The 25332-nt window shown below is 66.1% G+C and carries 23 protein-coding genes; 10 read left to right on the top strand and 13 right to left on the bottom strand.

What is annotated here, in order from left to right:
* Positions 1-280: 280 nt before the first annotated feature.
* From J3R73_RS19145 to J3R73_RS19130, 4 genes are read left to right on the top strand one after another with little or no spacing between them, the layout of a single operon-like run.
* Positions 281-1420, top strand: a complete 1140-nt coding sequence (locus tag J3R73_RS19145) for an MdtA/MuxA family multidrug efflux RND transporter periplasmic adaptor subunit (RefSeq protein ID WP_307430386.1) — start codon at positions 281-283, stop codon at positions 1418-1420.
* A complete protein-coding gene (locus tag J3R73_RS19140; protein WP_307430382.1) occupies positions 1417-4518 on the top strand; it encodes an efflux RND transporter permease subunit in 3102 nt (1033 codons plus the stop codon). The genes J3R73_RS19145 and J3R73_RS19140 overlap by 4 nt, the downstream gene beginning before the upstream one ends.
* The gene (locus J3R73_RS19135; RefSeq protein ID WP_307430379.1) at positions 4515-7790 is read left to right on the top strand and encodes an efflux RND transporter permease subunit; all 3276 of its coding nucleotides are present in this window, start codon (positions 4515-4517) and stop codon (positions 7788-7790) included. The genes J3R73_RS19140 and J3R73_RS19135 overlap by 4 nt, the downstream gene beginning before the upstream one ends.
* On the top strand, positions 7787-9187 hold the full coding sequence (locus J3R73_RS19130; protein ID WP_307430376.1) for an efflux transporter outer membrane subunit: 1401 nt from the start codon (positions 7787-7789) through the stop codon (positions 9185-9187). Before J3R73_RS19135 ends, J3R73_RS19130 begins: the two co-directional genes overlap by 4 nt.
* A gap of 144 nt (positions 9188-9331) precedes the next feature.
* Here J3R73_RS19130 and J3R73_RS19125 read toward each other — a convergent pair whose 3' ends face one another.
* From J3R73_RS19125 to J3R73_RS19105, 5 genes are all read right to left on the bottom strand, one after another.
* Complete coding sequence (locus J3R73_RS19125) at positions 9332-9754, bottom strand: HIT family protein (protein WP_307430373.1); 423 nt, start codon at positions 9752-9754, stop codon at positions 9332-9334.
* Positions 9755-9759: 5 nt separating this feature from the next.
* Positions 9760-11007: a GNAT family N-acetyltransferase gene (locus J3R73_RS19120; RefSeq protein WP_307430370.1), complete on the bottom strand. Its 1248-nt coding sequence runs from the start codon at positions 11005-11007 to the stop codon at positions 9760-9762.
* Complete coding sequence (locus J3R73_RS19115; RefSeq protein WP_307430366.1) at positions 11004-11747, bottom strand: glycerophosphodiester phosphodiesterase family protein; 744 nt, start codon at positions 11745-11747, stop codon at positions 11004-11006. Before J3R73_RS19115 ends, J3R73_RS19120 begins: the two co-directional genes overlap by 4 nt.
* Positions 11748-11752: 5 nt before the next feature.
* A complete protein-coding gene (locus tag J3R73_RS19110; RefSeq protein WP_307430363.1) occupies positions 11753-12217 on the bottom strand; it encodes a RidA family protein in 465 nt (154 codons plus the stop codon).
* Positions 12218-12340: 123 nt separating this feature from the next.
* Positions 12341-13552: an NADP-dependent isocitrate dehydrogenase gene (locus J3R73_RS19105; RefSeq protein ID WP_307430360.1), complete on the bottom strand. Its 1212-nt coding sequence runs from the start codon at positions 13550-13552 to the stop codon at positions 12341-12343.
* A gap of 215 nt (positions 13553-13767) precedes the next feature.
* Between J3R73_RS19105 and J3R73_RS19100 the strand changes: the two genes are divergently transcribed.
* From J3R73_RS19100 to J3R73_RS19085, 4 genes are all read left to right on the top strand, one after another.
* Complete coding sequence (locus tag J3R73_RS19100) at positions 13768-14514, top strand: RNA methyltransferase (protein ID WP_307430359.1); 747 nt, start codon at positions 13768-13770, stop codon at positions 14512-14514.
* Positions 14515-14739: 225 nt separating this feature from the next.
* Positions 14740-15561 (top strand): glutamate racemase, encoded by an 822-nt coding sequence (gene murI, locus J3R73_RS19095; RefSeq protein WP_307430355.1) that lies wholly within the window; start codon positions 14740-14742, stop codon positions 15559-15561.
* Between the two features lie 196 nt (positions 15562-15757).
* Entirely contained in the window at positions 15758-16375 is a 618-nt protein-coding gene (gene rpsD, locus J3R73_RS19090; RefSeq protein WP_307430352.1) for a 30S ribosomal protein S4, read from the top strand.
* A 332-nt stretch (positions 16376-16707) separates the two neighbouring features.
* Entirely contained in the window at positions 16708-17346 is a 639-nt protein-coding gene (locus J3R73_RS19085) for a glutathione S-transferase family protein (RefSeq protein ID WP_307430351.1), read from the top strand.
* A gap of 66 nt (positions 17347-17412) precedes the next feature.
* Here J3R73_RS19085 and J3R73_RS19080 read toward each other — a convergent pair whose 3' ends face one another.
* Positions 17413-18372, bottom strand: coding sequence for a LysR family transcriptional regulator (locus J3R73_RS19080; RefSeq protein WP_307430348.1), 960 nt, complete (start codon positions 18370-18372; stop codon positions 17413-17415).
* Between the two features lie 90 nt (positions 18373-18462).
* On the opposite strand from J3R73_RS19080, the gene J3R73_RS19075 reads away from it, so the two are divergent.
* On the top strand, positions 18463-19371 hold the full coding sequence (locus tag J3R73_RS19075) for a DMT family transporter (protein ID WP_307430345.1): 909 nt from the start codon (positions 18463-18465) through the stop codon (positions 19369-19371).
* A 118-nt stretch (positions 19372-19489) separates the two neighbouring features.
* On the opposite strand, the gene grxD is transcribed toward J3R73_RS19075, so the two are convergent.
* From grxD to purL, 3 genes are all read right to left on the bottom strand, one after another.
* Positions 19490-19831 (bottom strand): Grx4 family monothiol glutaredoxin, encoded by a 342-nt coding sequence (gene grxD, locus J3R73_RS19070; protein ID WP_307430342.1) that lies wholly within the window; start codon positions 19829-19831, stop codon positions 19490-19492.
* A 97-nt stretch (positions 19832-19928) separates the two neighbouring features.
* A complete protein-coding gene (locus J3R73_RS19065) occupies positions 19929-20159 on the bottom strand; it encodes a BolA family protein (RefSeq protein ID WP_307430339.1) in 231 nt (76 codons plus the stop codon).
* Between the two features lie 16 nt (positions 20160-20175).
* Positions 20176-22407, bottom strand: a complete 2232-nt coding sequence (gene purL, locus J3R73_RS19060; protein ID WP_307430337.1) for a phosphoribosylformylglycinamidine synthase subunit PurL — start codon at positions 22405-22407, stop codon at positions 20176-20178.
* A 166-nt stretch (positions 22408-22573) separates the two neighbouring features.
* On the opposite strand from purL, the gene J3R73_RS19055 reads away from it, so the two are divergent.
* Positions 22574-22810 carry an Lrp/AsnC ligand binding domain-containing protein gene (locus J3R73_RS19055; RefSeq protein ID WP_307430334.1) on the top strand — a complete coding sequence of 79 codons (237 nt, stop codon included), beginning with the start codon at positions 22574-22576 and terminating at the stop codon, positions 22808-22810.
* Positions 22811-22894: 84 nt separating this feature from the next.
* Here J3R73_RS19055 and J3R73_RS19050 read toward each other — a convergent pair whose 3' ends face one another.
* From J3R73_RS19050 to purS, 4 genes are all read right to left on the bottom strand, one after another.
* Positions 22895-23347 (bottom strand): hypothetical protein, encoded by a 453-nt coding sequence (locus tag J3R73_RS19050; protein WP_307430331.1) that lies wholly within the window; start codon positions 23345-23347, stop codon positions 22895-22897.
* 196 nt (positions 23348-23543) lie between these two features.
* Positions 23544-24239 (bottom strand): phosphoribosylformylglycinamidine synthase subunit PurQ, encoded by a 696-nt coding sequence (gene purQ, locus J3R73_RS19045; RefSeq protein ID WP_307430328.1) that lies wholly within the window; start codon positions 24237-24239, stop codon positions 23544-23546.
* Between the two features lie 146 nt (positions 24240-24385).
* The gene (locus J3R73_RS19040) at positions 24386-24991 is read right to left on the bottom strand and encodes a hypothetical protein (RefSeq protein ID WP_307430325.1); all 606 of its coding nucleotides are present in this window, start codon (positions 24989-24991) and stop codon (positions 24386-24388) included.
* Complete coding sequence (gene purS, locus J3R73_RS19035; RefSeq protein ID WP_307430322.1) at positions 24934-25173, bottom strand: phosphoribosylformylglycinamidine synthase subunit PurS; 240 nt, start codon at positions 25171-25173, stop codon at positions 24934-24936. Before purS ends, J3R73_RS19040 begins: the two co-directional genes overlap by 58 nt.
* Positions 25174-25332 lie beyond the last annotated feature (159 nt).

Here is a 25332-nt window from a genome sequence, read left to right as displayed (position 1 = left end):
GAGGAGTGCCTCGACGACATCCGGGCGTGGGCGGCGCTCAATGTCCAAGGCCATTGTATCAATCCTGATACGGCGTGTGAGTCCGTATATAAATCAACAAAACGGTTGAGGAAGCGTCGCCATGGCCTCATATCCCAACGTCACTGGGCCAATGTGAGGCCCTGTCGTCGTTAGTGCGTTGTTCATGGGCAGTGAAGTCGAGCCGTCTCAAAAGCCGGAGGTTCCCGAACCTTCCAGCAAGGGTACACGAGGCCGACGTATCTGGCCTTGGTTCCTGATCTTGGCCATCGCGGTCGCCGCCGTCATCGTCTGGCGTGAACCGTGGAAGCAAGGTGTCCCTGGCGGTCCATTGGGCCAATCGGTGCCGTCGGTCGGGGTGGCGACCACCGCCAGCGGTGACGTCCCCATCTGGCTGCCCTCGCTCGGCACGGTCACCTCGCTCGCGACCGTAACGGTCAAATCGCAGATCAGCGGCTATCTGACGGCGATCCGTTTCCACGAAGGCGACATGGTCAAGAAGGGCGATCTTCTCGCCCAGGTGGACCAGCGGCCCTATGAGGCCCTGCTCGCCCAATATCAGGGTCAGCTCGAAAAGGACCAGGCGCTGCTCGACAATGCACGCCTCGACTTCCAGCGATATCAGCGCCTCATCAAGCAGGATTCCACCTCCAAGCAGACCGTGGACACCGCCGAGGCCACCGTGCGCGAATATGAGGGCACGGTGCGCGCCGATCAGGCCCAGATCGATACGGAGCGGATCAACATCGCCTATTGCCGCATCGTGTCGACAGTCGATGGGCGGGCCGGGCTGCGGCAGGTCGATGTCGGCAACTACGTCACTGCGTCCGACACCGCCGGCATCGTCGTCGTCGCGCAGACGACCCCGATCTCGGTGGTGTTCACCCTGCCGGAGGACAACATCCGGCCGCTCATGAAGCGCCTGCAGGCCGGCGCAAAACTGGGCGTCGTCGCCTATGACCGGGCGAGCACCGAGAAACTCGCCGAGGGCGTCCTCGACGCGGTCGACAGCGAGATCGACACGACCACCGGCACGGTCAAGCTGCGCGCGCTCTTCCCGAACGCTGACGGGGGGCTGTTTCCCAATCAGTTCGTCAACGTCACGCTGCTGCTGGACACGCTGCGGAATGCCGTCGTGGTGCCGAACCGGGCCGTCCAAACCGGCACGCCCGGTACCTTCGTGTATCGCCTGAACGGCGACGACACCGTTTCCCTGCGCAAGATCGCCACCGGACCCTCCGCGAACGGCATGACCGCGGTCGTGTCGGGGCTTTCGCCCGGCGACCGCGTGGTGGTGGATGGCATCGACAATCTGAGCGATGGCGCCAAAGTGAACATCCCGGCCCCCGCTGCCGCCGCGCCAGGCTCCGAAACGGTGGGCACGAAGCCGGCGGCGCCATGAACCCGTCGCGCCTCTTCATCCTGCGGCCGGTGGCGACGACGCTGCTGATGGCTGCGCTGCTGGTGGTGGGGTTTTTCGCTTGGCGCACGCTGCCGCTCTCGGCTCTGCCGAGCGTGGAATACGCGACCATCCAGGTGCAGACCTTCTATCCGGGCGCCAGCCCCGAAGTCATGACCTCGGCCGTCACGGCGCCGCTCGAGAAGCAGCTGGGCCAGATGGCGGGGCTGCGCCAGATGTCGTCGCGCTCGTCGGGCGGCGCCTCGGTGATCACGCTGCAATTCGACCTCGCCGTCTCCCTGGATGTCGCCGAGCAGGAAGTTCAGGCGGCCATCAACGCGGCCAACAGCCTGCTGCCCAGCGATCTTCCCGCTCCCCCCGTCTATGCCAAGGTGAACCCGGCCGACACCGCGATCCTGACGCTGGCCATGACCTCACCGACTCTGCCGCTGACCGAGGTCCAGACGCTAGCCAATACGAGGCTCGCGCAGAAGATTTCGCAGCTCTCGGGCGTCGGCCTGGTGACGTTGAGCGGCGGCCAGAAGCCTGCCATCCGGGTGCGCGCCAACATCCGGGCGATGGCCGCCTACGGGCTCAATATCGATGACCTGCGCACCACCCTCGACAACATCAACGTCAACACGCCGAAGGGCACTCTCGATGGCCCGCATCAATCCTACACGATCGATGCCAACGATCAGATCGAGGATCCCGCGGACTATCTCGGCACGGTCATCGCTTACAAGGATGGCCGTCCCGTGCTTCTCTCCGACGTCGCTCAAGTCGTGCGCGCACCCGAAGACGTCCAGCTCAGCGCCTGGATGAACACCACGCCGGCCGTCATCCTGAGCGTTCAGCGCCAGCCCGGCGCCAATGTCATAGAGGTCGTCGACAGCATCAAGGCGAGCCTGTCGCAATGGACGGCGGATCTGCCCCCTACCGTCAAGGTCAGCGTGCTGACGGACCGCACCGTCACCATCCAGGCTTCGGTCGAGGATGTCGAATTCGAGCTGGCGCTCGCGGTCGGTCTCGTCGTGATGGTGATCTTTCTGTTCCTGCGCAATCTGCGCGCGACGCTCATCCCGAGCCTGTCCGTACCGCTTTCCCTCGTCGGCACCTTCGCGGCGATGTATCTTTGGGGCTTCAGCCTCGACAATCTCTCCCTCATGGCGCTGACGATCGCCACCGGCTTCGTCGTCGACGACGCCATCGTCGTCATCGAGAACATCAGCCGGCACATCGAGGCCGGGCTCAGCCCGATGGAGGCCGCGCTCAAGGGCTCGCGGGAGATCGGCTTCACCATCATTTCGCTGACGATCTCGCTCCTTGCCGTGCTGATCCCGCTGCTGTTCATGAGCGATGTGATCGGTCGGCTCTTCTACGAATTCGCCGTCACTCTCGCCGTCACCATCGTGCTTTCCGCGGTGGTGTCGCTGACCCTCGTGCCGATGATGTGCTCGAGGCTGCTGCGCGCCATGCCCGTGGAAGCGCCGTCACCTTCACGGCGCACCTGGTTCGATCGCCTGCTGGGCGGCTATGATGTCGCTCTCGGCGTCGCGCTCGACCATCAATGGATCACGCTGGCGATCGCCATCGGGACGGTGGGCGTGACGGTCTATCTCTATCTCGTGGTGCCCGAGGGCTTCTTTCCCGTCCAGGATACCGGGGTCATCCAGGGCATCACCCAGGCGTCGCAATCGATCTCCTTCGCCGATATGAGCGCGCGCCAGGTCGCCCTCGCCGACGCCGTGCTCAAGGACCCCGATGTCGTCAGCCTGTCTTCCTACATCGGTGTCGACGGCACCAACACGACCCTCAATGCCGGCCGGCTGCAGATCAATCTTCGGGCCAAGAGCGAGCGAAGCGCCTCCGCCAGCCAGATCATCCGGCGGCTCCAGAAGGAAGTCGCCGGCGTCACCGGCATCACGCTCTACATGCAGCCTGTCCAGGACCTGACGGTCGATACCGAGGTCAGCGCGACCCAGTATCAGTTCATCCTCGACAATCCTTCGCTCGACGTGCTGAGCACCTGGACGCCGAAGCTGGTGGCGCTGCTGCGCCAGGCCCCCGAACTCGCGGATGTCGCAGACGACCTTCAGGACAGCGGCCTTACCGCGACTGTGGAGGTCGACCGGGCGACAGCGGCGCGCTTCGGCATCACGCTCGCGACCATCGACAACGCACTCTATGACAGTTTCGGACAGCGCATCGTCAGCACCATCTTCACCCAATCCAGCCAGATGCGCGTCATCCTGGAAGCCGACCCGAAGCTGAACCAGGGCCTTGCGGCGCTCGATTCGATCTATCTGCCGTCCTCGACCGCGACCAATGGCGAGGTGCCGCTCTCCGCCATTGCCCGCATCGTCGTCGGACACAAGCCGATCCAGATCAAGCACCTCGCGCAATTCCCGGCGACCACGATCTCCTTCAACCTTGCCGAGGGCGCCTCGCTCGGCGGTGCGGTGGCGGCCGTGAGGAAGGCTCAGCAGGCCGTCGGCCTGCCGGCCAGCTTCGGCCTGAACTTCCAAGGCGCGACGGAGGCTTTCCAATCGTCGCTGTCGAACGAGCTCTACCTCGTGCTGGCCGCCGTCCTCGTGATGTATGTCGTGCTCGGCGTACTCTATGAGAGTTTCATCCACCCCCTGACGATTCTCTCGACGCTGCCCTCCGCCGGTATCGGCGCCTTGCTGGCCATGGAAGTCACGGGGAGCGATCTCGATATCATCGGGGTCATCGCGATCATCCTCCTGATCGGCATCGTCAAGAAGAACGCGATCATGATGGTCGACTTCGCCATCGTCGCCGAGCGGGACGAGGGCCTCGGCGCGCGCGAGGCCATCCACCGGGCCTGCATGCTGCGCTTCCGGCCGATCCTGATGACCACGATGTCGGCGCTGATCTCCGCCGTGCCGCTCGCCTTGGGCACCGGCAGCGGTTCCGAGCTTCGCCAGCCGCTCGGCATCGCCATGATGGGCGGTCTGGCGGTCAGCCAGATCCTGACGCTGTTCACCACGCCGGCCGTCTATCTGGCCTTGGACCTTGCCGCCGGGCGGCTCGGCCGGCGGCGGGGCGCCCTCAAACCCCAGGGGAGGGCGGAGTGAACATCAGCGCGCTCTTCGTCCGGCGGCCGATCGCCACGATCCTCCTGACGCTGGCCCTTGCCGTCTCGGGCATCATGGCCTTCGGCCAGCTCCCGGTTGCGCCCCTGCCGGCGGTGGATTTCCCCACTCTCATGGTTCAGGCCCAGATGGCCGGAGCAAGCCCGCAGACCATGGCGGCGACCGTGGCCGCTCCCCTGGAGCGGCGCCTCGGCCAGATTGCCGATGTCTCCGAGATGACGTCGCAAAGCAGCGTCGGTTCGACGCAGATCAACCTGCAGTTCGGTCTCGACCGCAACATCGAGGGCGCCTCGCGCGACGTGGAAGCGGCGATCAACGCCGCGCGGGCCGACCTGCCGAGCACCCTCAAGAGCAACCCGACCTATCGCAAGTTCAATCCGGCCGATGCGCCGATCCTGATCCTGGCCCTGACCTCGGATACTCTGACCCAGGGGGAGCTCTACGACACCGCCGCCACCGTGCTGGAGCAGCGGCTCCTGCAGGTCGACGGGATCGGCAATGTCCAACTCGGCGGCAGTTCGCTGCCGGCCGTCCGCGTCGAGCTCAACCCCGGTGCCTTGTTCAAATACGGCATCGGCCTCGAAGACGTGCGCGCCGCGCTCTCGGCCGCCAACGCCAACAGCGCCAAGGGCACGGTCGAGGACGGCGCCCGACGCTATCAGCTCTATGCCAACGACCAGGCGCTTCACGCCGGCGACTACCGCGACCTCGTCATCGCCTGGCGCAACAGCCGGCCCGTGTTCCTGCGGGACGTGGCGGAGGTGGTCGATTCCGTCGAGAGCCTGCGCAACCAGGGTTCCATCAATGGCAAGTCCGCAGTGTTGCTGATGCTCTTCAAGCAGCCGGGCGGCAATATCGTCGACATCGTCGACCGTGTGGGAGCGGTGCTGCCGCAGCTCCAGGCGGCGCTGCCCGGCGGCGTCAAGATGACGCTCACGGGCAACCGCAGCAACACGATCCGCGCCTCCCTGGCCCATACCGAGCAAACCCTCGTGATCTCGGTGGTCCTGGTCGTGCTGGTGGTTCTCTTCTTCCTGCGCGACCTGCGAGCGACCCTGATTCCCGCCGTGACCGTGCCGGTCTCCATCCTCGGCACTTTCGGCGTGATGCAGCTCTGCGGCTATAGTCTCGACAACCTCTCTTTGATGGCGCTGACCATTGCCACCGGCTTCGTCGTCGACGATACGATCGTCGTGCTGGAGAACGTCGCACGTCACCGGGAGGCGGGCGTCCCGCGCCTCGAGGCGGCGCTACGCGGCGTCGGCGAGGTGAGCTTCACGGTCATCTCGATGAGCGTCTCCCTGGTCGCCGTCTTCCTGCCGATCCTTCTTCTCGGCGGTATCGTCGGCAGGCTGTTCCAGGAGTTTGCGGTCGTGCTGTCGATCGCGATCGGCGTCTCGCTCGTGCTCGCCCTCACCACGACCCCGATGATGTGCGCCCTGTTCCTGGGAGAGGGAAAGCCCCGCCGGCCCGGGCGGGTGGCGAGGGCGGTCGGCACGGCGATCGACGGATTGCTCCACCTTTACGATCGCTCTCTGCGGCGCGCGCTGGCGCATCCGTTCCTCGTGCTCATGACGGTGTTCGGCACGATCGCGCTCAACGTCGTCCTGTACGCGGTCGTCCCCAAGAGCCTGTTTCCGCAACAGGATGGCGGCCTGATGATGGGCGGGATCACGGCCGATCAAAGCATCTCCTTCCAGGCGATGGAAAAGAAGCTCGCCCAGGCGCAAGCCATCGTCCAGGCGGATCCCGCCGTGCAGACCGTGACGGGCTTCACCGGCGGCCGGGGCACCAACCAGGCGCAGGTCTTCGTCACGCTGAAGCCGCTCGATGAGCGCACCGCCTCCGCCTTCCAGGTCATGGCCCGGCTGCGCGGGAAGCTCGCCGCGATCCCCGGCGCCCAATTGATGATGTTCCCGATGCAGGACCTCTTCGTCGGCGGCCGCATGAGCTTCGCGCAATACCAGTACACATTGCAGGCCGACAATGTCGCGCAGCTGATGCAATGGTCCGACAAACTTACAGCCGCATTGAAACGAAGCCCGGCTTTGGCGGATGTCTCGTCCGACCAGCAGACGGGCGGGCTCGAGACCAAGGTTGTGATCGATCGGGCGACGGCCTATCGGTACGGCATCACGCCGGACATCATCGATGCGACGCTCTATGACGCGTTCGGCGAACGGGAGGCCTCGACCATATACGAGGCTCAGAACCAGTATCATGTCATCATGGAGCTGGCCCCGCGCTATCTCGAGGATCCGGAGTCGCTCAAACTCATCTATGTCAGCACCTCCGGCGAATCGTCCAGCGGCACAGCGTCGACCAACGCCGTGTCGGGCACGGTGACGAGCACATCCGACAGCTCGTCTTCGACGACTTCAGGCGCTTCGTCGGCCAGCAACCAGGCAACCAATTCCATCGCCACGTCGAGCGGCAGCAGCGTGTCGAGCGGGGCAGCCGTCTCCACCAGCGCCTCGAGCATGATCCCGCTCGCCGCTTTCGCGAGCTTGAGGGCCGCAAACACGCCTGTTCAGGTCAATCATCAGGGCCAGGCCGCCGCGACGACCATCTCCTTCAACCTGGCGCCGGGGCACAAGCTCGCCGATGCCGTAGCAGCGATCGACGGAGCGACGCGCGACATGCCAACTTCCATACACGGCGGCTTCGCGGGGACCGCCGGCGCATCACAGTCCGTCGTCGCCACCATGCCGATCCTGATCGGGGCGGCGCTGCTCGCCGTCTATGCCGTCCTCGGTATCCTCTATGAGAGCTATGTCCACCCGGTTACGATCCTGTCGACCCTGCCTTCGGCCGGGATCGGTGCCGTGCTCGCGCTGCTCATCGCCGATATCGACTTCACGGTCATCGCCCTGATCGGCGTCTTCCTGCTGATCGGCATCGTCAAGAAGAATGCCATCATGATGGTGGATTTCGCGCTCGAGGCGGAACGCTCGGAAGGCCTGTCGCCCGCCGAGGCGATCCACCAGGCCTGCCTGAAGCGGTTCCGCCCGATCCTGATGACGACCTTTGCCGCCCTGTTCGGCGCCGTGCCGCTCGTCCTGGATCAGGGCATGGGCGCCGAGTTGCGCCGGCCGCTCGGCATCGCCATCATCGGCGGCCTGATCGTCAGCCAGCTGCTGACGCTCTATACGACGCCCGTCGTCTACCTCTATCTCGATCGCTTTCGCCGCCGAGCGCTCGCGATCTGGCGCCGTGTCGTTCCCGGACCGGCTGTTGCGGGGCCTGCGCAATGAGATACATCCCGGCCTTTGGCGTCTTGTGCAGTGCTGCCCTCGTTCTCGAGGCTTGCATGGTCGGGCCGGCATATCATCGGTCGGACGTCGTCACGCCGGTCGCCTTCAAGGAAGCGCCGGCGGGGTGGAAGCTCGCGGCTCCCGGCAACGCCTTGGACCGAGGCCCCTGGTGGCAGGTCTACCGGGATCCCGTGCTCAATGGGCTGGTGGCGCAGGTCGCGATCAACAACCAGAACCTCAAAGCCTATGCGGCGGCGTATCGGGAGGCGCTGGCCGTGGTGCGCGAGTCGCGGGCAGATCTGTTTCCCACCCTCACCCTCAGCCCGAGCGTCACCCGTTCCCGCAGTTCGGGAGCGACCACCACGACGCAATCCGCCGAAGTCAGTGCGAGCTGGGACCTCGATCTCTGGGGGAAGGTCCGCCGCCAGATCGAAAGCGACAAGGCGAGTGCTCAGGCGAGCGCCGCCGAACTCGCCGATCTCACCCTGTCGGCACAGGCGGAACTGGTGACGGATTATTTCGAGATGCGTTATCAGGATTCGCTCGGCCGACTGCTGAACGACACGGTGCGCGCCTATGAGCGCAGCCTGAAGATCACGCAGAACCAGTATGAAGCCGGGACGGCGGCGCGTTCGGATGTCATCACCGCGCAGAGCCAGCTTGAGTCGACTCGCGCCTCCGCCATCGCGGCGGGGGAGCTGCGTGCGCAATACGAGCATGCCATCGCGCTCCTGATCGGCAGGCCGCCCGCGGACCTGACGGTCGTGCCCGGAACGCTGGCGCAGAGCGTGCCCGCGGTGCCGCTCCTCGTCCCCTCGGCGCTGCTGGAGCGTCGTCCGGACATCGCCGAGGCGGAACGCAAGATGCAGCAGGAGAATGCGCTCATCGGCGTGGCGGTGGCCGCCTACTATCCGACCGTCACGCTGTCCGCCTCGGCTGGATATTCGGGCGCATCGCCGCTCTTTTCTGCGAGCAACACCGTATGGTCTCTGGCCGCCAGCGCGAGCCAGACATTGTTCAACGGCGGTGCGACCTCCGCGGCCGTCGATGCGGCCCGCGCAACCTATGATCAGAGCGTTGCCAATTACCGGCAGACGGTGCTGGCCGCCTTCCAGAACGTCGAAGACCAGTTGTCCAATCTCCGCATTCTGGGGCGGCAGGCCGCCGCGGAGGCCGCCGCGGTGCGGGTCGCCCGGCAGGCCGTGACGATTTCGCTCAACGAGTACCAGGCTGGGACCGAGGCCTATACGACCGTCATCACCGCGCAGGCCAACGCGCTTTCCGCCGAAGAAAGCGCCCTCCAGATCCAGGAAAACCGCCTGACGGCGAGCGCGAGCCTGATCGAGGCCCTCGGAGGGGGCTGGAGCATCGCGCAGCTTCCGCAGGAGGCCCGGTGAGGATCCCAGGCGGAAGTCAAGCTCGTCATGTTCTCGACGCCGCGAACGATCCCGAGCGGGTGACGTCGATATCATCGACGCTACCGGCGGCTCTCGATCCGGCGCCGGCGATGCGGGACCCGGCATCGGCCCGCGGCGGGCCCTTCACGCCAGCAGCATGAGGTCCCGGATCTTTCGGGCATGCTGGGCGAGAATGCCGTGATCGCCCATCACGCGCGGGCGAAGCGGCACGCCGGTCTTCATCGGCAGCAGGTGGAAATGGATGTGGAACACTTCCTGGCCGCCCGATTCGCCCGAATGCAGCCGCAGGGTATGGCCGTCGGCGCCGAAGGCCGTGCAGGCGGCGATCGACACCTTCTGGGCGACCTGCGCGAGATAGCCGAGTTCGCCGGGATCGACGTCGAAGATGTTGCGGGCCGGCTTCTTGGGGATCACCAGGCAATGCCCGTCGACGACCGGCATGATGTCCATGAAGGCGAGCGTGCGTTCGTCCTCGTGGACGGTGTGGTTCGGGATCTCGCCGCGCAGGATCTTGGCGAAGATGTTGTTGGGATCGTAGGCGGTCATGCCGCTCATCCTTTCTTGAAGGGCGTTGCCTCGTCGAGGGCGTCGTGGTTGGCCGCCACCTGCTCGCGCTCCTGCGCGAGATAGTCGTCGACCGCCCGGCGGAACCGCGGATCGGCGATGTAATGCGCCGAATAGGTCGTCACCGGTCGGTAGCCGCGCGCGAGCTTGTGCTCGCCCTGGGCGCCGGCCTCCACCCGCGCGAGGCCGCGTTCGATGGCGAATTCGATCGCCTGATGGTAGCAGACTTCGAAATGCAGGAAGGGATGGTCCTCGATGCAGCCCCAATTGCGGCCGTAGAGCGTGTCCGAGCCGATGAAGTTGATCGCGCCGGCGACGAAGCGGCCGGCGCGCCTGGCCATGACGAGCAGGACATCCTGCGCCATCGTCTCGCCGATCAGGCGGTAGAAGCGGCGGTTGAGGTAGGGCCGCCCCCATTTGCGCGAGCCGGTGTCGGTATAGAAGGAATAGAAGGCGTCCCACGCCTCGGCGGTGATGGCCTCGCCCGTCAGCCGTTCGATGGTGATGCCGTTGCCGAGGGCGTCGCGCCGTTCCCGCTTGATGGTCTTGCGCTTGCGGGAGGCCAGGGCGGCCAGGAAATCGTCGAAGCCGGCATAGCCCTCGTTGATCCAGTGGAACTGCTGGTCCATGCGCTGCAGGAAGCCCTGGGAGCCCAGCCATTGCCAGTCGTCATGCCCGATGAAGGTGGCGTGGATTGAGGACCCGCCGATCGATTTCAGGGTGGCCTTGGCGCCGGCGACGAGGGCGGCGGCCACCGCCTCGCGATCCTCGCCGGCGCGGACGAGGAAGCGCCGCCCCGTTGCCGGCGTGAACGGCACGCTGACCTGGAGCTTGGGATAATACTGCCCGCCCGCCCGCTCATAGGCGTCCGCCCACCCCCAGTCGAACACATATTCGCCCTGGCTGTGGGTCTTGCCATAGGCCGGCATCACGCCGGCGACCGTGCCGTCCATGCGGGTGACGACCAGATGGAGCGGCGTCCAGCCGCTACGCCCTCCGATGCATTCGCTCTTTTCGAGCGCATGCAGGAAATCATAGGAAATGAAGGGGTTGTAGAGCTCGGATGCCGGATCGGGAGCCGCGGGCTCGCTTTCATTCTCGGCATGAGCGGCGGGCCGGCACGGCGTCTTCGGCCGAGGTGCGGCGCGGCGCGGATTGGCGCAGGCATCCCAGTCCGCGGCGCCGACGGCTTCGATCGAGGGGGCGACCTTGATCGTGAAGCCGGCATCGCTCAAGGCGTGAATCCCTCAAATATCATCTGGTCGGCATAGAGAGCCGCGCGAGCCTGGTCGGCGGCGGTGCGGACCGTCCAGGTCAGCATCGGCAGGCCCAGTACCGCGCGGGCGAAACGCGGGGCCCGGTAATGCAGGTCCTTGACGTACCACGCCAGGAAATCTGGGCGCGATTGTGGAAGATGCAAGAGCCGGCCGAGACTGAATTTCTGCCAGGCGGTGAGGCGGTCCCATTCGGGATCGTCATAGACGCTCTCCTGGGTGACGCCGCGCGGCAGCGAAGGGGCGAGCGCACGCATCGCCCTCATCGAGCCGGGATCGAACGACATCACGGCGACCGGCCCTTTGTAGCCGCCCAGGATCTGCGCGACCCGCGCCTCGAGCCGGCGGTCGGCGCTCCAGGCCGCCTTGATCTCGACGATGACGGGCGCCCGGCCTGCGACGAGGTCGCAGAGCTCGCCGAGCGTGATCATGCGGTCGCGTCCCTGCCGCATCGGCAAGGTCTGCAATTCGGCGCGCGTGAAGCTGTCGAGCCGGCCCGAACCTTCCATGAGGCGGTCGAGCGTGTCGTCATGGAAGACCATCGCCTCGCCGTCCGCGGTGATCTGCACGTCGCATTCCATCGCGAAGCCGCCGGCGACGGCCGCCGAAAAGGCGGAAGCCGTGTTCTCCAGGACGCCGCGGGCGGCATCGTGGAAGCCTCGATGGGCGATGGGACGGTCGGCGATCCAGTCGGCGCGCACGACGGCTACGCGACCTCGATCAGGGCCTCGACTTCGACGGTCGAGTCGAGCGGCAGCGAGGGCACGCCCACCGTCGTGCGGGCATGGCGGCCCTTGTCGCCGAACACCTCGACCATCAGGTCGGACGCGCCGTTCATCACCGGCGGATGGGCGGTGAAGTCGGCGGTGGCGGCGAAGAAGCCGCCGAGGCGGACGATCCGCACCACATTGTCGAGCGAGCCCACGGCCGCCTTGACCTGCGCCAGGATGTTGATGGCCGAATAGCGTGCCGCGGCGCGCGCATCCTCGATCGTCACGCCGGCGCCGAGCTTGCCGGTCGAGGCCAGCTTGCCCTCGCCGTCGAAACAGAGCTGGCCGGAGACCACGAGCAGGTTGCCGGTGCGGACGGCGCCGACATAGTTGGCGACCGGCGCGGCCGGGGTCGGAAGCGTGATGCCGAGTTCGGCGAGGCGGGCGTCGATGGCGGACATGAGGACCTCCGGAGCGCGGACGTCCTGTCCGCTCGTGAACCGTTGCGTTGGCGAGGCGGAAGAAGCGGACAGGACGTCCGCGCTCCCGGGGTTGCGCCGGTCTTCCGACCGGCGCGGACGATGTCAGGCCATCGCCTTCTTCAGGTTTTCGTCGACCTTGTCGAGGAAGCCGGTGGTCGAGAGCCATTTCTGGTCCGGGCCGACGAGCAGCGCCAGGTCCTTGGTCATGAAGCCGGACTCGACGGTGTCGACGCAGACCTTTTCCAGCGTGGCGGAGAACTTGGCGAGTTCCGCATTGTCGTCGAGCTTGGCGCGATGGGCGAGCCCGCGCGTCCAGGCGAAGATCGAGGCGATGGAGTTGGTCGACGTCTCCTTGCCCTTCTGGTGCTCGCGATAGTGGCGGGTGACCGTGCCATGCGCCGCCTCGGCCTCGACGGTCTTGCCGTCGGGCGTGAGCAGGACGGAGGTCATCAGGCCCAGCGAGCCGAAGCCCTGCGCCACGATGTCGGACTGCACGTCGCCGTCGTAGTTCTTGCAGGCCCAGATGTAGCCGCCCGACCATTTCAGCGCCGAAGCGACCATGTCGTCGATCAGGCGATGTTCATAGGTCAGTTTGCGCTTGTCGAATTCCGCCTTGAATTCATTGGCGAAGATCTCGGCGAAGATATCCTTGAAGCGGCCGTCATAGACCTTCAGGATGGTGTTCTTCGTCGACATGTAGACAGGGAAATTGCGCTGCAGGCCGTAGTTGAAGGTAGCGCGGGCGAATTCCCGGATCGATTCGTCGAGGTTGTACATGGCGAGCGCCACGCCGTCGCCCGGCGACTTGTACACTTCCTTCTCGATCACCGTGCCGTCCTCGCCGACGAACTTGATCGTCAGCGTGCCCTTGCCCGGGAAGCGGAAATCGGTGGCGCGATACTGGTCGCCGAAGGCATGGCGGCCGACGACGATGGGCTGCGTCCAGCCCGGCACGAGGCGCGGCACGTTCTTGCAGATGATCGGCTCGCGGAAGATCACGCCGCCGAGGATGTTGCGGATGGTGCCGTTCGGCGACTTCCACATCTCGTGGAGGTTGAACTCCTTCACGCGGGCCTCGTCCGGCGTGATGGTGGCGCATTTCACCGCCACCCCGTGGCGCTTGGTGGCCTCGGCGGCCTCGATCGTGACCTTGTCGCCGGTCTTGTCGCGATTCTCGACGCCGAGATCGTAATAATCGAGCTGGATGTCGAGATAGGGGAAGATCAGCTTGTCCTTGATCTGCTGCCAGATGATGCGGGTCATCTCGTCGCCGTCCATGTCGACGACCGGATTGGCCACCTTGATCTTCGCCATCGTGCACGCCTCGTTTTTTGGAAATATGGCGGCCTATAGCACCGCCTCCCGGCGGGGGGAAGTTCAGGCCCCGGGGTTGCGGCAATTTTTGCCGCGCCGGTGCGGTGCGGGATCGAGGGGCCGGCCCTCCCGGATCGTTCCCCAAGGGGAACGGGGATCGACCCGACGGCCGATCGGCGCTATGGAGCTTGGATTCCCGTCTTTGGAACAATGCCGTGACGCCGCCCGTCGTGATTCTCGTCCGTCCCCAGCTCGCCGAAAATATCGGCATGTGCGCCCGTGCCATGATGAATTTCGGCCTCGTCGAGATGCGCCTCGTCGCCCCCCGCGACGGCTGGCCCAAGAAGGGCGCGCGCCAGGCCTCTTCCGGAGCCGCCTCGGTCCTCGACAATGCCAAGCTCTTCGAGACGACGCGGGACGCGGTCGCCGACCTCCATTACGTCCTCGCCACCACGGCGCGCGAGCGCGGCCAGATGAAGCCCGTCTTCGCCGCCGACGAAGCGGCCGCCAAGGTGCAGGATCTCGCCCAGGGCGGCTCCCGCGCCGGCATCCTCTTCGGGCCCGAGCGCATGGGCCTGTCCAACGACGACGTGGCGCTGGCGGATGCCATCGTCTCGTTTCCGGTCAGCCCGGCCTTCACCTCGATCAATCTGGCGCAGGCCGTGCTGCTCGTCGGCTATGAATGGTGGAAGCTGGTCTCCGGCGGCAAGGCGCCGATCGCCCCGACGCGGTCTTCGCCGCCGGCCACGCGCGAGCACATGCTCGCCTTCTTCGACTATGTGGAGAAGGAACTCGATGCCGTCTCCTTCTTCTATCCGCCGGAGAAACGCGACATCATGATGCGCAATTTCCGCAATATCTGGCACCGGCTCGAAATGACGGAGCAGGATGTGCAGACCATGCGCGGCGCCGTCGCCTCGCTCGTCGGCGGCAGGCAGGGCACGCGCACCCGGCGCGACTGAATGCCGGGGCGGACGCCGGTTCCGGGCGTGCCGCTTTGGGACCGAAAATTTCCGGCAGTGGAAACCCTTCCTTCACCCTCCTGCGGTTGAATGTGTATGCGCCCGGTTGGGTATTGCGTACGGGCAACTAAAATGCGGCGATTGAATCCGGTTGGCTTCGATCATTCGGAAGAAGACCCTGGACGGGTCGACCTTCTGGCTGGCACGGTTTATGGAGTTGCGGTCATGTCTGACCGCACTCCAACTGTCCTCGTCTTCGATTCGGGCCTCGGCGGCCTCACCGTCTTTTCCGAACTGCGGACGGCGCTTGCCGGCGCCCGCTTCGTCTATGCCGCCGACGATGCCGTGTTCCCCTATGGCCGCCTGCCCGAGGATGCCGTGATCGCCCGCGTGACCGCGGTCATGGACCGATTGATTCCCCTGTATCGGCCGGATGTCGTGGTGATCGCCTGCAACACCGCGTCCACCCTCGTCCTTCCCGCGTTGCGCAGCCGTTTCAGCACGCCCTTCGTCGGCACGGTGCCGGCCATCAAGCCGGCCGTGGCGCAGACGAGGACGGGACGTGTCGCCATTCTCGCGACGCCCGGTACCGTCCGGCGAGACTATACCCGCGCGCTCGTCCAATCCTTCGCTGCCGGCATCGCCGTGGAACTCGTCGGCGCGGTGGGCCTTGCTGCCCTGGCCGAGCGGCATCTGAAGGGCGAGGCGGTCGATCCTGCCGCCGTGCTGGCGGAAATCTCGCCCTGCTTCGTGGATACCGGCGGCCGGCGCACCGATATCGTCGTGCTGGCCTGCACGCATTATCCGCTGGTGCTGGACCTGATGCGGCAGGTCGCGCCCTGGCCGGTCGCCTGGCTCGATCCCGCGCCGGCCATCGCCCGCCGCACCGCCGACCTCCTCGGTCCGCTTCCCCCTTCGGCTGAGCCGGAGGAGGCGCTCGCCATCTTCACGAGCGGCGCCGGCGTGACCGATGCGCTCAGGAAGGCGTTGCTGGCGCGCGGCCTGCCTCGCCTCGGCGTCGAGACCATGGGAGCCCTCGTTCATTGACAGGGCTTCACGGCGCGATGCGCCTTCATGGAATTGACACAAGGTCCGCTTTCGACTAAGCGAACCCTACGCGCGGGGCCTTCGGGTCCCGCGTGATGTTTTACGCACCCGTGATGCCCGGTTTCGGGCATCTGTCAGCCGGCATCGGCAGAGGAGGGCGCGTTCCTCACCCGTCTGCAATTCAAAAGAGGACGCGATGTCCAAGCGCCACAACGCAAAGTATAAAATCGATCGCCGTATGGGCGAGAATATCTGGGGCCGTCCGAAGAGCCCGGTCAACCGCCGCGAATACGGTCCCGGCCAGCACGGCCAGCGCCGCAAGGGCAAGCTGTCCGACTTCGGCACGCAGCTGCGCGCCAAGCAGAAGCTGAAGGGCTATTACGGCTCGATCTCGGAAAAGCAGTTCCGCAAGATCTACGAGGAAGCCCTTCGTCTGCGGGGCGACTCGTCGGCCAACCTGATCGGCCTGCTCGAGCGCCGCCTCGATGCCGTCGTGTATCGCGCCAAGTTCGTGCCGACCGTGTTCGCTGCGCGCCAGTTCGTGAATCACGGGCATGTCAAGGTCAATGGCCGCCGCGTCAACGTGCCGTCCTACAAGGTCAAGCCGGGCGACGTGATCGAAGTCAAGGAAGCGTCCAGGGAACTCGTCCTCGTCCTCGAAGCGGTCGCCTCCGCCGAGCGTGACGTTCCCGACTATATCGAAGTCGACCATTCCAAGCTGATCGCCAAGTATATCCGCGTGCCGACGCTGCAGGACGTGCCTTACCCGGTCCAGATGGAGCCGAACCTGGTCGTCGAATTCTATTCGCGCTGATCGCTTTCAGCGCACGAGGTCGCAGAGGGGCCGCCCAGTGGGGTGGCCCTTCTTTTTATGAGATGAATCAAGAGATTTGCAGGCGCGGGAGACGGTGGTCGATCTTGTTGATGGTCGGCAAATCGGGATGGCCGCATTGCAAAAAGATCATGAGACATAAGAGTGTAGACGCTTATGGTCGGTAACGGTAAGCCGACAATGAGAAGAATTGATGGCCGCATGGCGGCGTACGGTCTACGAAGCGGGATGGTGAACCGAATCTCTCACCGCTGAATCTGCCATTTGTGTGGAGCTAGCCGGTCGTATCGGCCGGGCTGTGCTGCGAGGTCTAGATGGTCTACACGCTCTGGGGCGAACCTGATTCCGGCTCCTTCATGATTGAAGCCGCATTGGCGGAAGCAGGACAGCCGGTGAATCTGATCGACATAGATCTCACCAAGGACGAGCAGCATCACGCTCAATATCTCGCGATCAATCCCCTGGGCAAGATTCCCGCGCTGCGCTTCGAGGACGGCACGACGATCGTCCAGTCCGCGGCCATCCTGCTGGCGCTCAGCGAAGCGCATCCCGACGCCAATCTGATGCCGGCCATCGATGCGCCGGACCGCCGCCATGCCCTGCGGTGGCTCATCCACGTCGCTGCCGAAATCTATCCGCTGATCGAGGTCTACGACTACCCGCTGCGCTTTGCGCCGCCGGAAACCTCGGATACCGCCATGCGCTCGCGCGTGCGCCACCGGATCCGGGAGCGCTGGGTCCTGGTCGAGCAGGCGGCCAGTGCGGGAGGCAGTTTCCTGCTGTCCGGCTTCTCGGCCATCGATCTTGCCATCGCGGTCATCAGCAACTGGGCGATCGGCGCGGAATGGCGCGCGAAGGAATGCCCCAAGCTCACGCGGATCACGGAGACCGTCTCGGTCCGTCCGACCATCGCACCCGTGTGGCATCGGCATTTCGGCGAAAAACCGGCGTAGAGCATCGCGCGAATCGTCGACGGTGCCTTTCGATCCGGAAATGCGCCGAAGCCATGATCGGGACGATCAGCCCTTCTGGCGTGCCGTCGAGGCGAGAAAGCCGGCAATGGCGCCTTCGCCGTGGCCTGCCTCCTCGAGAAAACGCCTGGCGAATTCGGCGGCCGGGCCGCGCAGCGCCTCGTCGGGACGGATCAGGTGGAATGCGACGAGATTTTCCACCGACTGGCTCGAAATCGGCACGATGAGGCCCGCTGCCAGGGCCGCCTCCGTCAGCGGCGGCCGGGCGAGGGCGACACCGAGACCCTGCACGCAGGCGTCGAGCACGAGGTTGTAGTCCTCGAAGCGGCGGTCTTCGATGCGCGCCGTGTAACCGAGGCCGGCCGCCGCGAGCCAGCGCCGCCAGCCCTCGACGTTGGAATCGTGCAGGATCGGCAAGGCGAAAAGATCTGCTGCGTCGGGGGCGCCGCCGGTATCTTTCGCAAGCCGCTGCGCCAGAGCCGGGGCCGCGACCGGAAAGAGGGTCTCGCGCCAGAGCTGCATGCCGCGCACGCCGGCCCAGGGCCCCTTGCCGCAGCGTATGGCGAGATCGATGCCTTCGGCGAAGTCGGCGAGGCGGTGCTCGAGCACGAGTTCGACATGGAGATCCGTGCCCTCGAGCCGCGCGAGGCGGGAGAACAGCCACAGGGAGGCCACGGACGGCGTGACGGAGAGGCGGACCAGGGCGCGCCCGCGGGATTTCGTCCGCCGGTTCGCCGGCCAGCGTTCGCCATCGTCTTCGAGCAAAGCGAGGGCTTCCTCGGCTCGCGCGAGGAAGCGCATCCCCTCCGGCGTCAACATCACGCCTCGTGCCTCCCGATCGAACAGGCGAACACCCATCCAGCGCTCCAAGCGCCCGATCTGGCGCGAGACGGCGCCATGGGTGAGGCCGATCTGTTCGGCGGCAGCCGAGAACGAGCCCAGCCGTGCCGCGTGGGCAAAGGTTTCGAGGGTGTCCAGCGGCGGGAGCTTGGGGGAGCTGTGAACCATACGCACAGATGATCATCGATTGCGTTGCTTTTCAAGCAAGCCTGTCTCCTCTATTCCCGCCGCCTGGGCTCGGCCGAAGAGGTGGAAATCATGGACGCGACGACAAGCATGGCTGCAACTGCCGGGAAGGGCCGTGAATTCGACCTCGTCGCCTTCGGCGCGATCCTGTTCACCATCCTGTCCTGGGCGTCGTCCTTCGTGACGATACGCGTGTGCCTGGAATCGCTGACGCCGATCGATCTGGCGGCGGCGCGCTATGTCGCCGCCGGCCTTCTCGCCGCGGCCTATCTCGCACTGGCGCGCCCGCCCTTGCCGACGGGCGGCGACCTCATCCGCCTCGCGGTCGCCGGCGTTCTCTTCATCGCGCTCTATGCCGTGCTGCTCAACACCGGGGAGCTGACGGTGCCGGCAGGGCCTGCCAGCTTCATCATCAACACCATGCCGGTCTTCACGGCGCTGATCGCCTTCTTCCTGCTGGACGAGCGCTTCGGACGCTGGGGCTGGATCGGCACGGCGGTGTCCTTCGCCGGCGTGGGGCTGATCGCCGCGGCGGCGCGAGGCGATTTCCGGTTCGATCCCAACGCCCTGCTGATACTCGGTGCCGCCATGTGCGCGGCGGTCGCCAGCGTGCTGCAAAAGCCGGTGTTGCGGCGTCTCCCCGCCCTGGCGGTGACAGCCTGGATCTTGATGCTCGGCGCCATTCCCCTGCTGCCCGCGGTGCCGCAGACATGGACGGCGCTCACGCTCGCCCCGGCAAGGGTCGTGTGGTCGGTCCTCTACATGGTGCTGGTGCCGACGGCCGTCGGCTATGTCACCTGGGCGATCGCGTTGAAGCGGCTGAGCGCCGCGCGTGCCGCCAATTTCCTCTACGGCGTGCCGCCGACCGCGACGCTGATCGGCTTCGTCTGGCTCGGCGAGATCCCCACCGCCGCCGGCATGGCGGGCGGCGCGCTGGCGATCCTCGGCGTCGTCATCGTCAACGTCATGCGCGGGCGTTAGGCTTCGGCTCCAGGGAGAAGGGCGGAATCAGGCAGCCTGAATCAAGATGCCCGGGACCGGCCCGGGCATGAAGGCCGGCCGAACCGGCCGGCAAAGGGGCGGCAGGATCGCGCGACGGTCAGGCCCGCGCCGGCGCCTTGACCGGAATGTTCTTCTCCTGCAGGAACGTCACCAGTTCGCCGGACTGGAACATCTCGCGGGTGATGTCGCAGCCGCCGACGAATTCGCCCTTCACATAGAGCTGCGGCACTGTCGGCCAGTTGGAGAAATCCTTGATGCCGCTGCGCAGGTCCGGATTTTCCAGGACGTTGTGGTCCTTGTAGTCGACGTCGAGATAATCGAGGATCTGCACGATCTGTCCGGAAAAGCCGCACATCGGAAAGGCCTTCGTGCCCTTCATGAACAGTACGACGTCGTTGGACTTGATCTCATTCTCGATGAAGGATGCGATATCGCTCATGGTCAATCCCGATCTCAAAGGCTGATTTAAGTCATTTAAGCACGTCGCGGCGCAATGTCATGGGCCGCGACCAACTATTTGGCTGAAGCCTGCCGTTTCAGGGCGCGGAGGTGGTCAAGGCGAGGGCGTGCAGGACGCCGCCCATTCTTCCCTTCAGCGCCGCATAGACCATCTGGTGCTGCGCGACGCGGGATTTGCCGCGAAAGGCCTCGGAGACCACGGTGGCCGAATAATGGTCGCCATCGCCGGCGAGGTCCCGGATCTCGACCCGGGCGTCGGGGAGGCTCGCCTTGATAAGCGCTTCGATATCGGTGGCCGGCATCGGCATGGGGCGGAAATCCTTCTCAGGCAGCCTTGCCGGCCGCATCCATCAGGCCGGGCAGGAAGGCTTCATGGCGCTCGCTGAGCGTCGAAACCACGATGGGCCTGCCTTCGGGCAGGATCAAGGCGTTTCCGCCGGTTCTGCCCAGGACGATGACGGGGATATCGGCATCCGCGGCCGCCTTGCTGAAGGAGCCGACCGTGCCGGGGGACAGGGCCACGACATAGCGGCCCTGGTCTTCACCGAACCAGAAGGCATGGGGATGGGTGCCCTGCGGCGCCTTGGAAAGATCGGCGCCGATGCCTCCGGCCATCGCCATCTCGGCCACGGCCACCGCGAGGCCGCCGTCCGAGACGTCGTGGCAGGTCTTCACGACGCCGGCACGGATCTGGCTGCGGATGAAGTCGCCGCGGCGCTTCTCGGCGGCGAGATCGACCGGCGGCGGCGCTCCTTCCTCCCGCCCGATGATCTCGGCGAGCCAGACGGACTGCCCGAGCCAGCTTCCGGCCTCGCCGACCAGCACGACCGTCTCGTCGGCCGCCTTGAAGGCGATGGACGCGGTGACGGCGACATCCTCGACGAGGCCGACGCCGCCGATCGTCGGGGTCGGCAGGATGCCGCGTCCGTTGGTCTCGTTGTAGAGGGAGACGTTGCCGGACACGATCGGGAAGTCGAGCGCGCGGCAGGCCTCGCCGATGCCGTCGAGGCAGCCGACGAACTGGCCCATGATGTCCGGCCGTTCCGGATTGCCGAAATTGAGATTATCGGTCACGGCGAGCGGCAGCCCGCCCACCGCCGAGATGTTGCGCCAGGCTTCGGCGACGGCCTGCTTGCCGCCCTCGACCGGATCGGCCTCGCAATAGCGCGGGGTGACGTCCGACGTCATCGCCAGACCCTTCGGCCCATCCAGCACGCGCACAACCGCGGCATCGCCGCCCGGCGTCTGGATGGTGTTGCCGAGGATCAGATGGTCATATTGCTCATAGACCCAGCGCTTGGACGCCAGTTCCGACGAGCCGACCAGCCTGAGCAGGGCTTCGCCGGTCGACAAGGGCGGAAGGATCGACGCGGCGTCGAGCACCGGCAGCTTGGGCGAAGGCACATGCGGGCGGTCATAGAGGGGGGCTTCGTCGCCGAGTTCCTTGATCGGCAGGTCGGCCTTCAATTCGCCCTGGTGGAAGATGCGGAAGCGCAGATCGTCGGTGGTGCGGCCGACGATGGCGAAATCGAGCCCCCATTTGCGGAAGATCGCCTCGGCTTCCGCTTCCTTGCCCGGCTTGAGCACCATGAGCATGCGCTCCTGGCTTTCGGAGAGCATCATCTCGTAGGCCGTCATGCCGGTCTCGCGCACCGGCACCTTGTCGAGATCGAGCTCGACGCCGAGGTCGCCCTTGGCGCCCATTTCGACGGCCGAGCAGGTGAGGCCGGCCGCACCCATGTCCTGGATGGCGATGATGGCGTCCGTCTCCATCAGCTCGAGGCAGGCCTCGAGCAGCAGCTTCTCGGCGAAGGGGTCGCCGACCTGCACGGTCGGGCGCTTCTCCTCCGATTTGTCGTCGAACTCGGCCGACGCCATGGTGGCGCCGTGGATGCCGTCGCGGCCGGTCTTGGAACCGAGATAGACGATCGGGTTCCCGACGCCGGTGGCCTTGGCATAGAAGATCTTGTCCGCCTCGGCGAGGCCGAGCGCGAAGGCGTTGACCAGGATGTTGCCGTCATAGCGCGTGTGGAAGCGCACCTGGCCGCCGACCGTGGGCACGCCGAAGGAATTGCCGTAGCCGCCGACGCCCGCCACGACCCCGGAGACGAGGTGGCGGGTTCGGGGATGGTCCGGCGCGCCGAAGGACAGCGCGTTCATGCAGGCGATCGGCCGGGCACCCATGGTGAAGACGTCGCGCAGGATGCCGCCCACCCCCGTTGTCGCGCCCTGATAGGGCTCGATATAGGACGGGTGGTTGTGGCTCTCCATCTTGAAGACGGCGGCAAGCCCGTCGCCGATGTCGATGACGCCGGCATTCTCGCCCGGTCCCTGGATCACGCATCTGCCGGTGACCGGCAGCCTGCGCAGATGGAGGCGGGACGATTTGTACGAGCAGTGCTCGTTCCACATGGCCGAGAAGATGCCGAGCTCGGTGAAGGTCGGCTCGCGCCCGATCAGGCTCAGGATGCGCTCATATTCGTCGGGCTTGAGGCCGTGCTGGGCGACGAGGTCCGGGGTGATGGCGGGTTCTGGCTTGGCGAGTGGGCTGGACATGCCGGCTCGGTCTCCTGTGTGCACGCGATCGCATGCCGTTCATATAGGGAGGCGATAGGGTCTTGCGACGCGAAAGTAAACCGCGGATCGCGGCTGCGATGCCGGTCTGCATTGACACGCCACCTTCCTGGGCTATCCATGGCGCTCCAGTCGAGGGAGCGGCGCCGTGCGGACATTCTTTGTCGAGATCAAATGCCAGCTTGGCCGGACCTACCAGGTGGCGAGCGCCCTGGCCGAAGCGGAGATTGCTTCGGAGATCTACTCGATCGCCGGTGATTACGACATCCTCGCCAAGTTTTATGTCGAGGACGATATCGATATCGGCCATTTCGTCGGCGAGAAGGTGCAGGTCATCCCGGGTATCGCCGATACCCGCACGGTGCTGACCTTCCGGGCGTTCTGAGCGTCGGTTTTCAGACAGCTTGCGAGCGCGGCGCCGCGCCGCGCTTTTGGGGGAAGGGCGGTCACCGACCGCCCCGCGGCTCGTTCAGCGCTGATAGATCGCTTCCGGCAGCGTCACCCATTGCGTCACGCGCTTGTCGTCGGCGCAGCGCTGCAGGGCCGCGCTTCCCGAGATGACGTCGCCCGTTCCCGGGCCGCTCTTGACGATGAGAAAGACCTGGGTGCCGTGTCCTGCCGAGGCGCTGACGCAGGCGGCATAGTCGTTCGGCTTGACCTGGGCCGCGGCGGCGGTGCGCCAGGCATTGGAGATGCGGGCATCCGTGATCCGGCCCGGCACCAGCTGAACCAGCCGCTGGGCCAGCAGCGAGCGCCCGTCGGGCGGCACGGCGAACTGTTCGACCCCGTCGGCCGTGACCTGGCCCTGCACCATGGGGGGACGCGCCGGAGCGCCGCCGCCGAACCGGGTGGTGCTGCAGGCGGCCAGCGCGACCGACAGTCCGACGGCGCCGACAAGACCCCAATGAAAATGCTGCGTCATAGCTCACACTCCTGCGCGTAGCGTCGCCGACGGGCGACCACCGTGATCCGGACGGGACCATACCACCGGCAACGGATGAACAGCCATTTCCGTTTCAGCGGGGAATGGGATTTGGCGAGGGGAAGGCTGCCCGGAGCGGTGGCGACAGGTTAAGGCATGCGAGCATGGCAGGACGAAGACGAAACGCCGCTGTGGATCACGCCCCCACGAGACCGTCGACGAGGCTGGAGAAGAGGCCGCGCCCGTCGATTCCGCCGGCAAGCGGATCGATCAGGTTCTCCGGATGCGGCATCATGCCGAGGATGCGGCGGTTGGCGGAGTAGATGCCCGCGATATTGTTCAGCGAGCCGTTCGGATTGGTGGCGGCGCTGACCTTGCCGGCCGCGTCGCAATAGCGGAAGGCGACGAGCCCGTCTCCTTCGAGCTGCGTGAGAGTCTCCGGGCTGCAGAAATAATTGCCCTCGCCATGTGCCACGCAGACGTCGATGGCCTGCCCCTGGCGGTAGGCGCGGGTGTAGAGCGTATCGGTGCGCTCCACGCGCAGATGCACGCGCTTGCAGATGAATTTCAGGTCGGCATTGCGCATCAGCACGCCCGGCAGGAGGCCGCCATCGGTGATGATCTGGAAGCCGTTGCAGATGCCGAGCACGAGGCCGCCGCGCAGGGCATGGTCGCGGATGGCTTCCATGATGGCGGCTCTGGCCGCAATGGCGCCGCAGCGCAGATAGTCCCCATAGGAGAAGCCGCCGGGCAGCACCACGAGGTCCGTCTGGGCCGGCAGCGCCGTATCGGCGTGCCAGACCATCTCGACCCGGGCTCCCGCCTGCCTCAGCGCCTTGGCGACGTCCCGTTCGCGGTTGGAACCGGGGAAGATGACGACGGCTGCCTTCATGGAGATTCCTCGCTGTTCGCGGCCCAAGGCCTCCGATCCCGCGCCTTATCGGCCCGGACGGAAGCCCGGGTCAAGCGGAGAGTCGGCATGGCTCCCCTGCTCGCGGCGTGCGGGCAGGGCGGAGCCGCAACCACCCTGCGCCGCTTTCAGCGGGCGGTGTCGAGCCCGTCCGTCAGCCGCTCGAAGGCCGCGATGTCGCCGGCTGAAAGGTCGGGCGCCGACATCCTCGCTTCCAGCGTCCCGCCGGCTTGCCGCAGCAGCAGGACGATGGCGCCGGTCTTCGCCAGCGCACGGTCCTCGATGTCGTAGACACCGCGATAGCCGCTCATGGCCCCGACGACCACCGGCTCGACCGGCCGGCGCGGGCGAATGCGCGAACCCGGTGTCAGGCTCTGCACGCGCAGATCGACGGCGGCACCCGCCGCCGCACCCGGGCCGAAGGCGCCGAATCCGGGCATCGCCAGACGCCGCCCGTCCCGCACGAATGTCACGACGGCGCCCGGTGAGCAGACCGGGGCGATGCAGCGCAGCGTCAGGAGGGAAGGCGGAACCGGCGGAGCCTGTTCCGTCCAGGCCTGCGCATCGTAGCGGAGCGAGAGGCCGTCGCGACGGGCGGCCGTCCATGTGGTGTCGGCGACGCCCGGGCCCGGCGCGAAGGCCAGGAAGGCGGCCGCGAGGGCGGCCCGTCCGTGCCTCAGGCGATGTCGATCGTGTAATTCTCGATGACGGTGTTGGCCAGGAGCTTTTCGCATGCCGCCTTCAGGGTTTCGCGCGCGGCATCCGCATCGGGCTGGGCCAATTCGATGTCGAACACCTTGCCTTGCCGTACACCGCCGACCCCGGCAATGCCGAGCGAGGCGAGTGCTCCCTCGATCGCCTTGCCCTGGGGGTCCAGCACGCCGGTTTTCAGCGTAACGACGACACGGGCCTTCATGCAACACCTCATGGATCTGGCAGTCCGCCTGAAAACCGCTTCCGTCCGGACGTCTGTCGCTCCCCGGCACGCCGCGCGGCGGGGAGGGAAGACATCCAGGGGCTGCGGACACGTCCGCCGCCGGGGGACAAGCGCCGTCTTGCGTCTGGCTCGCCGGGC

Source organism: Labrys monachus, assembly GCF_030814655.1.
GTDB lineage: Bacteria > Pseudomonadota > Alphaproteobacteria > Rhizobiales > Labraceae > Labrys > Labrys monacha.
This window is presented reverse-complemented; position numbering and strand designations above follow the sequence as displayed.